This is a genomic window from Streptomyces diversicolor (assembly GCF_057537855.1).
In genome coordinates, this window is record NZ_BAAJXA010000051.1 from 50,861 (window position 1) to 64,261 (window position 13,401).

The following is a 13,401-nucleotide window of genomic DNA, read 5'->3' on the forward strand; positions in this document are numbered from 1 at the left end:
GGTTCGCCGACATGGCCCACACCACCCGCACGGGCCGCGCATCGCTGCGCTTCCGCCGCGCGCTCGTCGCCCGGGACACCCGGGAAGCGGCGCACCTGCTCGGCGGTGCGGAACCGGCACGCGTGGCGAGTGCCGCAGCGCCACCCGGCCCGGTGAAGACCGTCTTCCTCTTCCCCGGCCAGGGCACCCAGTACCCCGGTATGGGGCACGGCCTGTACCGGGACGAGCCGGTGTTCAAAGAAACCGTGGACGCCTGCGCGGGCCTGTTGCGACCACTGCTGGGCGCCGACCTTCGCGAGGCGCTGTACCCCGCGCACGCAGACGCGCGGGAGGCCGCCCGGCGGCTGGAGAATACCTCACTCGCCCAGCCCGCCCTGTTCGTCACCGAGTACGCGCTCGCCCGGCAGCTGGATGCGTGGGGGGTCACCCCGGACGCGATGATCGGACATAGTCTGGGCGAGTTCGTGGCGGCCTGCCTGTCCGGCGTGATGGAACTGGGCGACGCCCTGGCCCTGGTCGCGGCGCGCGGCACGTTGATGCGGGAGCTGCCGTCCGGCTCGATGCTCGCCGTCGCTGCCGACGAGGACGAGGTGGCAGCGCTGCTGACCCCCGGACTCTCGGTCGCCGCCGTCAACGCGCCCGGGCTCTGTGTGGTCTCCGGACCGCACGACGAGATCGCCGCCCTGCGGGCACGGCTGGCCGAGCTGGAGGTCACCGCTCGTCTGCTGCACACCTCGCACGCGTTCCACTCGGGCATGATCGACCCGATCGTGCCGGACTTCACCCGACGAGTCGCGGGCGTCCGGCTGGGCGCCCCCTCGCTGCCGTTCGTGTCCACCGTCACCGGCGAGTGGATCAGCACCGACCGGGCCACCGACCCCGGCTACTGGGGTACGCACATGCGGGTGCCGGTGCGGTTCGGCGCGGCCGTGAACCAGGCGGTGGCGACCCTGGGCCGCTGCGTTCTGATGGAGGTCGGCCCTGGCAACGCGCTCGGCACCTTGGCCCGGCAGACCGCCGGTGCCGGCACGGCCGTGGTCGCCACGATGCGCAGGCCCGACCAGGCCGAACCCGACATCGACGTGGTGCTGACCGGCGTGGCCGGACTCTGGCTCGCCGGACGGGACATCGACTGGACCCGTCTCGAACCGGCCCGGCAGCGTGTGCGGTTGCCCGTCTACCCCTTCCAGCGCAGGCGGTACTGGATCGAACCGCGGGCCGTGACCGGCGTCAGCCCGGACGTCGACATCCCCGACGCCGCCGGGCCCGACGTGGAGCAGGACGGCGGCAACCGGCCCGAGCACCTGCTGACCGCCTACACCGAGCCCCGCACCCAGGCGGAGCGCGACATCGCCGCGTTGTGGGAGGAGTTCTTCGGCTTCGGTCCGATCGGCGTCCACGACAACTTCTTCGAGCTGGGAGGCCACTCCCTGCTCGCCACGCAGATGCTCAACCGCATGCGTTCCAGGCTCGGCGGCTCCGAGCGCTCTTCTGTCGCATCCCAGCGTGGCCGCGCTCGCCTCCCTGCTGGAGCAGAGTGAGCCCGCCGACCCGGCCGTGGAGAATCTGCCGGTCCTGGTACCCGACCTGGAGCACCGCCACGAGCCGTTCCCGCTGACGGAGATGCAGCAGGCCCAGTGGATCGGACGGTTGGGCAGTTTCGACATGGGGAACGTCGCTCCCCACCTGTATCTGGAGTTCGACAGCGACACTCTCGACCCGCAGCGGCTGGAACGGGCGTGGCAGCAAGTGGTCCGGCGCCATGAGATGCTGCGTGTCGTCGTCCTGCCCGACGGCCGGCAGCGTGTCCTGAAAGACGTCCCCGACTACTGTTTCGAGGAACTGGACCTGGCCGGCCGCGACCCGGCGAGCGCCGAGTCGCTGCTGGCCGCGGTGACGGACTGCATGGGCAGCGAGGTGCGGCCTGCCGACACCTGGCCCCTGTGGGAGATCAGGACCAGTCGGCTCCCCGACGGCAGGCTGCGGACCCACATCAGCTTCGACCTGCTGTGCGCGGATGTGGCGAGCTTCTTCTACCAGATTCTCCCGGCCTGGCGGGAGTACTACGAAGACCCCGACCGCCCGGCGCAGCCGCCCGAGTTGTCCTTCCGGGACTACGCCCTGGCCGAACAGGCCCTGCACGACACCCCGTTGTACGAGCGTTCCCTTGAGTACTGGCGCGCGCGTGTGCGGGTCCTTCCGCCCGCGCCGGAACTTCCCACTGTGGTCGCCCCCGGTGAGCTGACCAGGCCGACATTCGTGCGCCGGCATGCCCGCCTGGACGCCGAGGTGTGGGCGCGGGTCAAGGAGCAGGCGGGCGAGCACGGGGTCACCCCGTCCAGCGCGCTCGTCGCCGCCTACGCCGCGGTGGTGGGTACCTGGAGCAAGAACCAGCACTTCACGCTGAACTTCACCGCGGTCAACCGCCTGCCCTTCCACCCCGACGTGGACAGCGTCGTCGGCGAGTTCGCGTCCTTCGAACTGCTGGAGGTCGACACCCGCGCGCTGGGCACCTTCGGCGAACTCGCCAGCGAGTTGCAGCGGCAGGCATGGCAGGACTTCGAGCACCGTCACATCAGCGGCGTGCGCATCCTGCGCGAGCTGAACCGGGTCCGCCGGGACACGAGCGGCGCGGTGATGCCCGTGGTGTTCACCAGCGCCCTGTCCACCGAACAGGATCCGGGACGCGTGCCCTCCCCGGTGGCCTGGCTGGGTGAGCAGAATCGCTTTGTCTCCCAGACTCCGCAGGTCACCATCGACCACTTCGTGCTGGAGTTCGGCGGTGTGCTGGAGCTGGCCTGGCATGCGGTCGACGAGTTGTTCCCCGACGGCATGATGGCCGAGATGTTCGATGCCTATCAGGACTTGCTGATCAGCCTCGCCGGACCCGAGGGCTGGCTGCGGCCGCCCGCCGTACCGCTGCCACAGTGGCAGCTGCGGGTACGGGAGGGGGCCAACGACACGGCGGGCCCGCTGCCGTCCGGCCTGCTGTGCGAGCGGGTGCTGCGCGCCGGCACCGACCCGGCGCTGGCCGGCCGGCCCGCCGTTCTCGCCGACGGTCGGGTGCTCACCCACGCGGAGCTGACCGGCCGTGCCATCGAACTGGCGAGCACTCTCGGGGACCGCGGTCACGGGCCCGGAACGGTGATCGGCGTCGGACTCGCCAAGGGCTGGCGGCAGGTGGTCGCGGTCCTGGGCGCATCGGCGGCCGGCTGCACCTACGTGCCGGTCGACCCGGACCTGCCGGCGGCCCGGCGTGCCTGGCTGATCGAACACGCCGGGATCGAGTGCGTCCTGACCGACGGGACCGCGGACAAGAGCCGTTGGCCGCAGGGCGTGCCCACGCTGCCGGTGTCCGGGGCGCCCGACTGGCGGGCCGGCCTCGTGTCGGACTGGCGCTGCCCCGGCCGCCCGGACGACGTCGCCTATGTCATCTACACCTCCGGTTCCACCGGCACACCCAAGGGCGTGGCCGAGACGCACACCGCCGCCCTGAACACCCTGGCGGACGTCTGCGAGCGGTTCCGTATCACCTCCGAAGACCGGGTGCTGGGTCTGTCGTCGCTCAGTTTCGACCTGTCCGTGTTCGATGTCTTCGGGGTGCTCGGTGCCGGTGGCGCCCTGGTGCTGCCCGGACCCGAGGCCGGACGGGACCCCGGCCGCTGGGCCGAGCTGGTGACACGGCACGGCGTGACCGTCTGGAACTCGGTGCCCGCGCTGCTGGACATGTTCGTCACCCACCTGGAGAACACGCCCGGGCAGGACACACTGCCCCTGCGGCTCGCGCTGCTCAGCGGCGACTGGATCCCCGTACGCCTCCCCGACCGGGCCCGCGCCCTCGTACCGTGGCTGGATGTGGTCAGCCGGGGCGGTGCCACCGAGGCGGCCATCTGGTCGATCGCGTATCCCGTCCGTGAGGTCCCCGCCGACTGGACATCGATCCCGTACGGCTTCCCGCTGCGCAACCAGAGCTTCCACGTGCTCAACGACCGCATGGAACCGGCCCCGGTGTGGACGGCCGGCCAGCTGTACATCGGCGGCGCGGGGGTCGCTGCCTGCTACTGGAACGACGAGCAGCGAACCGCCGAGTCCTTCATCGCCCATCCGAGCACCGGCGAACGTCTGTACCGCACCGGCGATCTCGGACGCTATCTGCCCGACGGGGCCATCGAGTTCCTGGGCCGGGAGGACTTCCAGGTCAAGATCGGTGGCTTCCGGGTGGAACTCGGCGAGGTCGAGCACGCCCTCGCCCAGCACCCGGACGTGGCCGCGGCCGTCGCCACCGCACTCGGCGGACGAACACAGCAGCGCCTCGTCGCGTACGTCGTCGCGGCCCACGCCGACGCGGATCCGGCGGATCTGATCGGATCCGTGCGCGAACACCTGGCCGCGACCGTGCCCGCCTACCTGGTGCCCGCGGACATCGTCACCCTGCCCGAACTCCCCCTGAGCGCCAACGGAAAGGTGGACCGCGCTGCCCTGCCCGCCCCCGACCGCGTCGGCGGCCGGGCCGGTGGAGCCGGCGGCGCCGCGGACGGGACGGATGAGCACCTGCGCCCCGCCGTCACAGCTTTGCTGGCCTTGGCGAGCGAGGTGCTCGGCGTGGACGGACCCGGGCCCACGGACAACTTCTTCGCACTCGGCGGCGACTCGATCATGGGCATCCAACTGGTCAGCCGGGCCAGTGCGCAGGGCATGCTGATCGCCCCACAGGACCTCTTCGAGAGCGACTCGTTCCTCGCCCTCGCGCGGCGGGTGGCGCAGACCGAGACCAGCGGCGCGACCCTCCTGCCTGCGGTGCCGCTCACCGCGCACCAGTCCGCGCTCGCCGCCGACGGCATCACGGCATGGCTGGTCACGGCCCTGGACACCGGTGTCGATCTGGACGTCGCCACGCGGGCGCTGCGGGCGACTGCGGCCCAGCACTCCGCGCTCAGGCTTCGGTTCACCTCCCTGGACGACGGCAGGCCAGGCCAGTTCGACGGCGGCGCGACCGACGACGTCATGGTCTCCGAGATCGATCTCACCGGCATACCCGAGGACCGGCGGGAGAACGCGCTCACCGAGATCATCGAGGAGATGACGGCCGAACACGCCCCCTTCGCGGACACCCCGGTCAAGCTCGCCCTCGCCCGTACGGGCACCTGCCCCGACCGGCTGGTGTGGGTCGCCGCGGCGGCCGTCCTCGACGACAGTTCCTGGCGGGCCCTCACCGTCGACTTCGCCCACGCCTACCGGCAGTTGGCGGCGGGCCAGGAGCGCGTCGACTGGCCGGTCCGAACGGGCTCCTTCCCGGCCTGGGCCGCCGGTACGCCGCCCACCACTGCGGCCGCGGCGCACGAGACTGTCGCGCTCACCGGCGAACAGGTCACCGTGCTGACGGCGGAGACGGTGTCCGAGTTGCGGGACACATCGTCCGCGGCCTACCACCTCACGCTCGGGGAAGCGGTCGCGGTCGCACTGTCCCTGGCGGCGCGGCAGACGCTCGGCGGGACCGCGCTGAACGTGGAGCGGTCCCTGCGACCGGCGTCGGCCGACGGCGCACTGGGCCGGTACACGGAACAGGTGCCCCTCGATGTCCCGGAGTCGCCCGAGGACCTGGCTTCGGTGCTGCCGGCCGTCAAACGCGCGCTCCGGCACGCCGCGGCCGGCGACGAAGACGGGCCCCGGGTGACCCTGCGGGAGGTCGCGGAGGACGACTGGCTCCCGGTGGCGGGCACGCCGGCGCCCGCCGGCTTCCCCGGGCCGCGCCTGACCTCGGCCCCTGCCGGCACGCTCGCCACGGTGGCGGGCGCGGTGGTCGCGGGTGAACTGCGGCTGTGCTGGCAGCACCCGGACGGCGCCGAGCCGGCCGCCGCCGTCGCCGCACTCGCCCGAGCGTTCCCCGAAGCGGTCCGCAGCATCGTGGAGCACTGCCGCACGGTCCGCTCGGGCAGCTACGAGCCGTCGGATTTCCCGCTGGCGGGACTCGACGGCGACGAGCTGAGCGCGTTCCTCGGTTCCCTCGAAGGCCACTGACGATCTGTCCGAGAGAAGGGCACCAGCACATGGGCAACGACCGAACGGCCGAGCACGGCGTGCACACCCGGACCGCCGCGGCCAAGGGCATCGAGGATCTCTACGAGCTGACACCCATCCAGCAGGGCCTGTTGTTCGAACAACAGGCCCGTCCCGAGGCGGGCGTCTACATCGAACAGTTGCTGCTCACCTTCGACGGCACGCTGCGCCCGGAGGCCTTCCGGCGTGCCTGGCAGATGGTCGTCGACCGTCACCCCATCCTCCGCACCTCCTTCCACTGGCGGCCGGAGGGCACCCCGCTGCAGGTGGTCCACCGGCATGCCGACCTGCCGCTTGAGGTGCTGGACTGGCGGGACACGCCGCCCGGCGATCAGGAGCGGCGGATCACCGCCTGGCTGGACCGAGAACGGGTCGAGGGGTTCGATCTGGCGAAGGCACCGCTGATGCGGCTGTCCGTCATCCGCACCGAGGCGCAGCGCTGGGTCTTCGCCTGGCGGTTGTCCCATCTGCTGATGGACGGCTGGTCCTTCGGCCTCGCGGTCACCGATTTCATCGCCGGCTACCAGGCGCTGTGCCTCGGCCACGAACCGGACTTCCGGCCGATGCGGCCCTACCGCGACTATGTGGCCTGGTGGCGCGGCCAGGACGGCAAGGACAGCCTGGACTTCTGGACGAACGAACTGGCGGCGTTCACCCCGCCGGAGCCGCTGCAACTCGGTGGGGAGCCACCCGCGCCGGGCGAGCCCAGTCACGGCTTCGTGGAACTGGACCTGTCCGCCGTCGAGCCGGCCGTACGGCAACTGGCCCGTGCCCACCAACTGACGTTGAACACCGTCGTGCAGGGCGCCTGGCTGCTCGTCCTCGCACATCACTACGGCACGCACGACGTGGCGTGCGGCTTCACCATGGCCCACCGGCCCGGTGACCTGCGCGGCAGCGAGAACATCCTCGGCCCGCTGATCGCGACCCTGCCGGTGCGTGAACGGCTGGAGCCACACCGTACGGCGCTGTCGTGGCTGCGCGACTTCCAGGTGCACATCGCCGCTGTCCGGGACCACAGCACCCTGCCGCTGTTCGAGGTGCAGCGGCTGCTGGGGCTTCCGCTGGACGTGCCCCTGCTGGAGAGCAGCGTCAGTTACGAGAACATGCCCATGCCGGACTTCGCGCTCCAGGAGACCGGCATGAAGCTCGCCGAGATGCGCTATGACGGACGCCCGCATTACCCGATCACCATGGTCATCATGCCGGGCGACGGCATGCCCCTCCGGGTGATCTACGACCGCGGCCGCTTCTCCTCACAGGCCGCGCGCCGATTCTGCGCGCAGCTGCGGACCGTGCTGACCCGGATGGCGACAGCGCCGGAACTCACGCTGGGCGAGCTGGCTCCGGTCACGGCGCACCGGCCGGTGTCGGGTGACTCCACCGTCCGGCTGGACATCGAACCGGCCGCCCTGCACGACACGTTCGCCCGTCATGTCGCCCGTGCTCCCGACGCGGAGGCGGTGGTGTGCAAAGAGCGTCGGCTGACCTACCGGCAGCTGAGCCGGCTTGCCGACGCGATGGCCATCCGGCTGGGCGAGGCGCGGGTCGGCCCCGGGGACCGGGTCGGGCTGTGCATGGACAGGTCCGAGACGTTGGTCGCGGCGATGATCGCCGTGTTCCGGGCCGGCGCCGCGTACGTGCCGCTGGACCCGGAGTACCCGGCCGAGCGATTGGCCGGGATGATGGCCGACGCCGGGCTGGCCACGTCGTGACCACCGAGGCGCTGGCGGAGCGGGTACCGCCGTTCGACGGCCCGGTGATCTCCCTGGATCCGCAGGCAGGTCCCGAGTGTGGGCCCATCGAGGCACCGCCGCCACCGCAGGTGGCTCCGGACGCGCCGGCGTACGTGATGTACACCTCCGGCTCGACGGGGCGGCCCAAGGCGGTGGTGGTCACCCACCACAACGTGCAGAGCCTGCTGGCCGCCGGGCGTGAGCTGTTCGGCTTGGACGGCGGCGACGTCTGGACGTTCACTCACTCCTTCGGGTTCGACTACTCGGTCTGGGAGATCTGGGGAGCGCTGGGCAACGGCGCCCGGCTCGTCGTCGTTCCCGCGGACACGGTCCGCTCCCCGGACGACTTCCACGCCCTGGTGCGGAACGAACAGGTCACGGTGTGCAGCCAGACACCCGTCCTGTTCGAGCACTTCTCCGCCGCCGACGAAGCGGCGGGTGATCCGCTCTGCCTGCGGCACGTGTTCATCGGCGGTGACCGCCTGCAGACGGCCACGCTGCGGCCCTGGATCGAGCGGCACGGCGACCAGCGTCCGCTCCTGCACAATCTGTACGGCGTCACGGAGGCCACGGTCGTGTCCACCTGGCACACCGTCACCGCCGACGAGGTGAAGGCCGACGCGCCGGTGGCCATCGGGCGGGTGCTGCCCAACCAGCGCGCGTATCTTCTCGACGACCGGAACCGGCCGGTGGCCGAGGGCGCTCGCGGTGAACTCTGCGTGGCGGGAGCGGCGGTGGCCGCCGGATACCACGAACGTGAAGAACTGACCGCACGACGCTTCGGGACCGAACCCACCGAGCCAGGCGAACGGATGTACCGTACCGGTGACTTCGCGCGGCTTCTGCCCGGCGGCGCGCTGCAGTACCTGGGCCGCGGCGACACGCAGGTCAAGGTCCGCGGCTTTCGCGTGGAGCTCGGCGAGATCGAGAGCGTCCTGCGCGCCCATCCCGCAGTCCGGTCGGCCGTCGCGGTCGCACGTCCTGACGACCAGGGCGGAGCGCGGATTGTCGGGTACGGTGTCCCGGCCGGGGACCGGATTCCCGCGCAGGAGATCCTTGACTTCGCGGCCCGGCAGTTGCCAGGCCACATGATGCCGACCGCCTTCGGCTGGCTGGACGACCTGCCCGTCACGGTCGGCGGCAAGATCAACACCAAGGCGCTGCCCGATCTCGCCCCGCACGCCGCACGACAGGGACGGACGCCTCAGGCCGCACCGCGCACGGACCTGGAACGTGCCCTGGCCGAGGTGGTGGCCCGCACCGTGGGGCTGCCCGCCGTCGGCCTGAATGAGAGGTTCGCGGACCTGGGGCTGCACTCGGCCCACTTGATGCGCCTGATGACCACGCTGCGGTCCCGCTGGGGGGTGTCGGTTCCGTTGCGCCGACTGTACGCGGCCTCGTCCGTGGCGCAGCTGGCCGAGCTGATGGCCGCGCGGATCGCGCTCCGGGAGGAGGGGCGACCGTGCTGACCGAGCCTCCCGGGGGCACCGGGACCGGCGGCGCGACCGAGGGGACCTCGGGCGCGGACCCACGACCGCTCACGCGTCTGCCTCCCGAGGACGCCGCATGGCGCGCACACGTGCGGGCCTTCGCCCGCGAGCACATCGCGCCGCTGTCGGACGAAATGGACCGGTGCGCGACCCTCGACCCAGGCGTGCGGGAGAAGCTGTTCGCCGCCGGGCTGATGGCTGTGGAGGCCCCCACTCGGTACGGCGGTCACGGCGGTTCGCTGTTCCGGACGGTGCTGACCATCGAGGAGGTCGCCCGCGTCGACCCGGGCGTCGCCGTGGCCGTGGATGTGCAGAACGCGCTGATCGTCGCCACGTTGCTGCGACAGGGCAGCGGCGACCAGCGCAGGCGCCATCTGCCGCTGCTCGCCACGCGGAGGATCGGGGCGTTCGCCCTGTCGGAGGAGCAGGCCGGAAGCGACGCCTTCGCCGGTACCACGACGGCCGTGTCCGCCCCGGACGGCGACGGCTGGCTGATCACCGGACGCAAGCGGTGGACCAGCAACGCGGCGGCGGCGGACCTGTTCTTGGTCTTCGCCCGCACCGAGGGGCGCGGTGCCTCGGCCTTCCTGGTCGACCGGACCACCGCGGGACTCACGGTCGTCCCCCGTGCCGAGCAACTCGGTGTGCGGGCCGCCGCCACGGCGGACCTGCGGCTGGACGGGGTCCGGGTCCGCCACCAGGACTGCGTGGGCGGCCTCGGCAACGGTGAGGGTGTGGCCATCGCCGCCCTGGACATCGGACGGATCGGCATTGCCGCTCAGTTGGTGGGCCTCGCCCAGGGGGCGCTGGACGAGGCCGTGGCCTACAGCAGGCGCAGGGAGCAGTTCGGCAGGACCATCAGCACGTTCCAGGGCGTGCGGTTCACCCTTGCCGGCATCGCCACCGACGTGGCCGCAGCCCGGGCACTGCTGTACGACGTGACCCGGACCGTGGAGGCCGGTGCCGACCTCGGCGAGCGGCTCCGCCTGTCGGCGATGGCCAAGCTCTTCGCCTCCCAGGTCGCCGAACGCGCCGCCTCCCAGGCGGTGGAGGTCCTGGGCGGCAACGGCTTCACCCGGGCCTATCCCGTGGAGCGCTTCTACCGCGATGCCAAAGCGGGCCGCATCTACGAGGGCACCACCAACATCCTTCTCAACACCATCGCCGGCTCGCTGCCGCAGGAGGAGCCGCCGTCCCCTCACGGCGGCTCCGCATGACCGGTCACGCGGGTACCGGCCCCTCCGCCGTACGACTGTACTGTCTGGCCCACGCCGGCGCAGACGCCCGAAGCCTGTTCATTTCGTGGGCCGCTCAACTGCCCGAGGGCCTGGCACTGCGTCCGCTGCCGCTGCCGGGGCGGGGTCAGCGGATCCGGGAGGCGCCCGTCGCGACGCTGGCCGACGCGCTCGACGACATCCTGGGCCGGGTCGACGCGCAGCGGCCGTACGCGCTGTTCGGGCACAGTCTCGGGGCTGTGCTGGCCTATGAGACCGCGCTGTGCCTGCGCGACGCGGGCGCTCCGCCGCCGGTGCGGCTGTTCGTGTCCGGGCACCGGGCTCCGCATCTGCCGCTGCGGGAACCGATGATCCACCACCTGCCCGACGAGGGGTTCGTGGCACGGCTTCGCGACCTCGACGGCACCCCGCCCGCCCTGCTGGCCAACCCCGGGTTCCTGCGGATGCTGCTGCCGGTGCTGCGCGCCGACTTCACGATCTCCGAGACCTACCTCCACCGGCCACGCCCGCCCCTCGACTGCCCCGTCGTCGCGTACGGAGGCAGCCGGGATCCCGATGTGCGCCGCGGCGAATTGGAGGAATGGCGCCGGCACACCACCGGGCCGTTCCGCACCGTGGTCTTCCCCGGAACGCATTTCTATCTGTCGTCGCCGTCCGGGCGGGACGCGCTGCTCACCGACATGCGGGCGGAGCTGGGCGACCCGCGGAAGGTGCGGCCGGCGCACGGGTGACCAGCCTGCCCGGCCCGGCTCCCGGCCGGGACGCGGTCCCGAGCGGTCAGCCGAGGACGGGGACGAGTTCCCTGCGCATGGCGATCACCACGGCCTCGGTGCGGTCCGCCGCACCCAGCTTGCGGTAGATGCTGTGCAGGTGGGCCTTGACGGTCTGCTCCGTGATGTTCAACTCGCGGCCGATCCTGCGGTTGGAGGAACCTCGTGCGAGCAACTCCAGGACCTCGCGCTGCCGTTGGGTCAGCTCGATGCGCGGATCCCTGGGCCCGGAAGTGGGCGCTCGGAACGCTACGTCCCCGGCGCACTGATCCTTCCGGTCGTCCTGGAGGGTCGAGAGTCGGCCGCGTGCCACTCGGGCGAGGTCACCGACCTCCTCGAAATGCGCCAGTACCTCGTCGATCGTCTTGAGTGCCGCTACGAGTTCAGTGCTGTCCCAGCCGGTGGCCATCGTGATCGCCCCCAAGTCCGTTCGCGATACGTTCCGTTGCCTGTATGTGGTGCGGGCGCTTCACCGGCACTCCTGCTTTCCACACGTGTGTCACCTGGTCGGGTCGTGCGAGCACCGAGATGTCCTCCAGAGGGTTCGTCGCCAGGGCGATCACATCGGCGTCATATCCAGCCGCGAGCAGCCCGGATGCCGGTGCCTGTGGTCCCAGGGTCAGCGGAGCGGTCGCGGTTCCGGCCTCGATCGCCTCCGCCGGGGTGAGGCCGGCCGCGACCATGTGGCCGAACTCCTGACCGTTGCGGCCCCAGGCCAGCGGCGAGTCGGGTGCACTCGTGCCCAGGTCGGTGCCCAGCGCGATCCGCACGCCCGCGGCATGTGCCACGGCCATCGCCTGACGGTGGCGTTCCTCCAGCTCTTCCAGTTTGCGGCGGGCGACGGGCGACACCAGTTCCCTGCGGGAGAGGATGCTCTCGTACACCGTGCGCGTCGGGACCAGTACCGCGTCGGCCTCCCGCATGGCTGCCGCGGCCTCCTCGTCCAGTTCCGTTCCGTGTTCGATGGTGCGGCACCCGGCGCGCAGCGCGGCCATGATGCCCGCCTTGCCGTGGCAGTGTGCCGCGACGATTCGCTCGGCCCGCTCCGCCTCGTCCACCACTGCCCTGAGTTCGGCGTCGCTGAACTGCTGGTGGCGCGGGTGGTCGAGTTCGCTGATGACACCGCCGGAGGCGCACACCTTGATCAGCCGTGCGCCGAGCCGGAGTTGCAGACGTACCGCGCGCAGGCACTCGGGCACGCCGTCGGCGACATGCAGCATGCCGTTGGGACGCAGTGGGTCCGTCACCCACGCGTACGGCAGACCGTGTGCGTCGGAGTGCCCGCCGGAGGGACTGAGCACGGCTCCGGCTCCGTAGATCGTGGGTCCGGGCAGCGTTCCCTCATCGATCACCCGAGCCAGGTAGACGCCGTAGCCGCCGACTTCGCGGATACTGGTGAAGCCGGCCCGCAGGGCGGTCCGGACATCCTGTACCGAGCGGGCGACCGCCACCTCCGAGGGGGTCAGCATCAGTTGTTCGGTGCCGACCGAGCCGAGCAGGCCGACGAAGTGGGCGTGGCAGTCCCACAGTCCCGGCATCACCACGGGCACCTGTACGGTCTCCTGTCCCGGCCGAGGAGCCGGTGCGTCGGCGCGCGGGCCGGCGTACCCGATCCGGTCCCGGTCGAGCACCACCACGGCGTCGGGCACGGGTTCACCGCGGCCCGGGATCAGCAGGACTGCCTCGATCCGGTGTCCGGTGTGCGTCCCCGTGCTCATGCCGCGCTCGCGAGGACGGCGTGGATCGGCATACCGGGCAGACTGTGCAGCTCGTCGACGCCGAAGCCGCCCGCTGCGAGGACCTTACGCAACTCGCCGAGAGTATAGGTGTGTCCGCCCTCGGTGATGGCGAGCATCTGCGCCGAGAAGAGCCTGGAGACGGGGTCCTCGGCGGGGCCCTGGGAAAGGATCAGGAACTCGGTGACGAGCAGCTTCCCGCCGGGTCGCAGTACAGCCGCCAAGCGGGACAGCAGCCGTCGGGACGCCGGTTGGTCGAAGTTGTGCAGGACGTGGCTGAGCAGGATCAGGTCGTAGGGGCCGCCGAGGTCGACGTCGAACATGTCACCGGGCCGGTAGGTCACTCTGTCCTCTACTTCGTATTCGGCGGCCGTACG

The 13,401-nt window shown here is 71.5% G+C and carries 9 protein-coding genes; 6 read left to right on the forward strand and 3 right to left on the reverse strand.

Annotated features, from left to right (window positions below; genetic code table 11):
- Positions 1-11: 11 nt before the first annotated feature.
- Genes AC27LF_RS39175 through AC27LF_RS39200 form a run of 6 tightly spaced genes read left to right on the forward strand, consistent with a single transcriptional unit; the run spans position 12 to position 11,249 of the window.
- Entirely contained in the window at positions 12-1,541 is a 1,530-nt protein-coding gene (locus AC27LF_RS39175; protein WP_479664135.1) for an acyltransferase domain-containing protein, read from the forward strand.
- Positions 1,507-6,018, forward strand: coding sequence for an amino acid adenylation domain-containing protein (locus AC27LF_RS39180; RefSeq protein WP_479664136.1), 4,512 nt, complete (start codon positions 1,507-1,509; stop codon positions 6,016-6,018). Before AC27LF_RS39175 ends, AC27LF_RS39180 begins: the two co-directional genes overlap by 35 nt.
- A 29-nt stretch (positions 6,019-6,047) precedes the next feature.
- Positions 6,048-7,772: a condensation domain-containing protein gene (locus AC27LF_RS39185; RefSeq protein ID WP_479664137.1), complete on the forward strand. Its 1,725-nt coding sequence runs from the start codon at positions 6,048-6,050 to the stop codon at positions 7,770-7,772.
- A complete protein-coding gene (locus AC27LF_RS39190) occupies positions 7,769-9,262 on the forward strand; it encodes a non-ribosomal peptide synthetase (RefSeq protein ID WP_479664138.1) in 1,494 nt (497 codons plus the stop codon). The genes AC27LF_RS39185 and AC27LF_RS39190 overlap by 4 nt, the downstream gene beginning before the upstream one ends.
- A complete protein-coding gene (locus AC27LF_RS39195; RefSeq protein WP_479664139.1) occupies positions 9,256-10,500 on the forward strand; it encodes an acyl-CoA dehydrogenase family protein in 1,245 nt (414 codons plus the stop codon). The genes AC27LF_RS39190 and AC27LF_RS39195 overlap by 7 nt, the downstream gene beginning before the upstream one ends.
- Positions 10,497-11,249: a thioesterase II family protein gene (locus AC27LF_RS39200; protein ID WP_479664140.1), complete on the forward strand. Its 753-nt coding sequence runs from the start codon at positions 10,497-10,499 to the stop codon at positions 11,247-11,249. The genes AC27LF_RS39195 and AC27LF_RS39200 overlap by 4 nt, the downstream gene beginning before the upstream one ends.
- Positions 11,250-11,295: 46 nt before the next feature.
- Here AC27LF_RS39200 and AC27LF_RS39205 read toward each other — a convergent pair whose 3' ends face one another.
- The 3 genes from AC27LF_RS39205 to AC27LF_RS39215 all read right to left on the reverse strand — a co-directional run.
- Positions 11,296-11,697, reverse strand: a complete 402-nt coding sequence (locus tag AC27LF_RS39205; protein ID WP_479664141.1) for a response regulator transcription factor — start codon at positions 11,695-11,697, stop codon at positions 11,296-11,298.
- Positions 11,672-13,006, reverse strand: a complete 1,335-nt coding sequence (locus AC27LF_RS39210) for a metal-dependent hydrolase family protein (protein WP_479664142.1) — start codon at positions 13,004-13,006, stop codon at positions 11,672-11,674. Before AC27LF_RS39210 ends, AC27LF_RS39205 begins: the two co-directional genes overlap by 26 nt.
- The coding region (locus AC27LF_RS39215) for a methyltransferase (RefSeq protein WP_479664143.1) at positions 13,003-13,401 on the reverse strand (399 nt) is incomplete at its 5' end. The genes AC27LF_RS39210 and AC27LF_RS39215, both read right to left, overlap by 4 nt.

What these genes read in the sequence shown, in the direction of transcription:
- AC27LF_RS39185 (WP_479664137.1), top strand. Translation starts at nt 6,048, where the DNA reads ATGGGCAACGACCGAACGGCCGAGCACGGCGTGCACACCCGGACCGCC.
- AC27LF_RS39210 (WP_479664142.1), bottom strand. Translation starts at nt 13,006, where the DNA reads ATGAGCACGGGGACGCACACCGGACACCGGATCGAGGCAGTCCTGCTG.
- AC27LF_RS39205 (WP_479664141.1), bottom strand. Translation starts at nt 11,697, where the DNA reads ATGGCCACCGGCTGGGACAGCACTGAACTCGTAGCGGCACTCAAGACG.
- AC27LF_RS39200 (WP_479664140.1), top strand. Translation starts at nt 10,497, where the DNA reads ATGACCGGTCACGCGGGTACCGGCCCCTCCGCCGTACGACTGTACTGT.
- AC27LF_RS39175 (WP_479664135.1), top strand. Translation starts at nt 12, where the DNA reads ATGGCCCACACCACCCGCACGGGCCGCGCATCGCTGCGCTTCCGCCGC.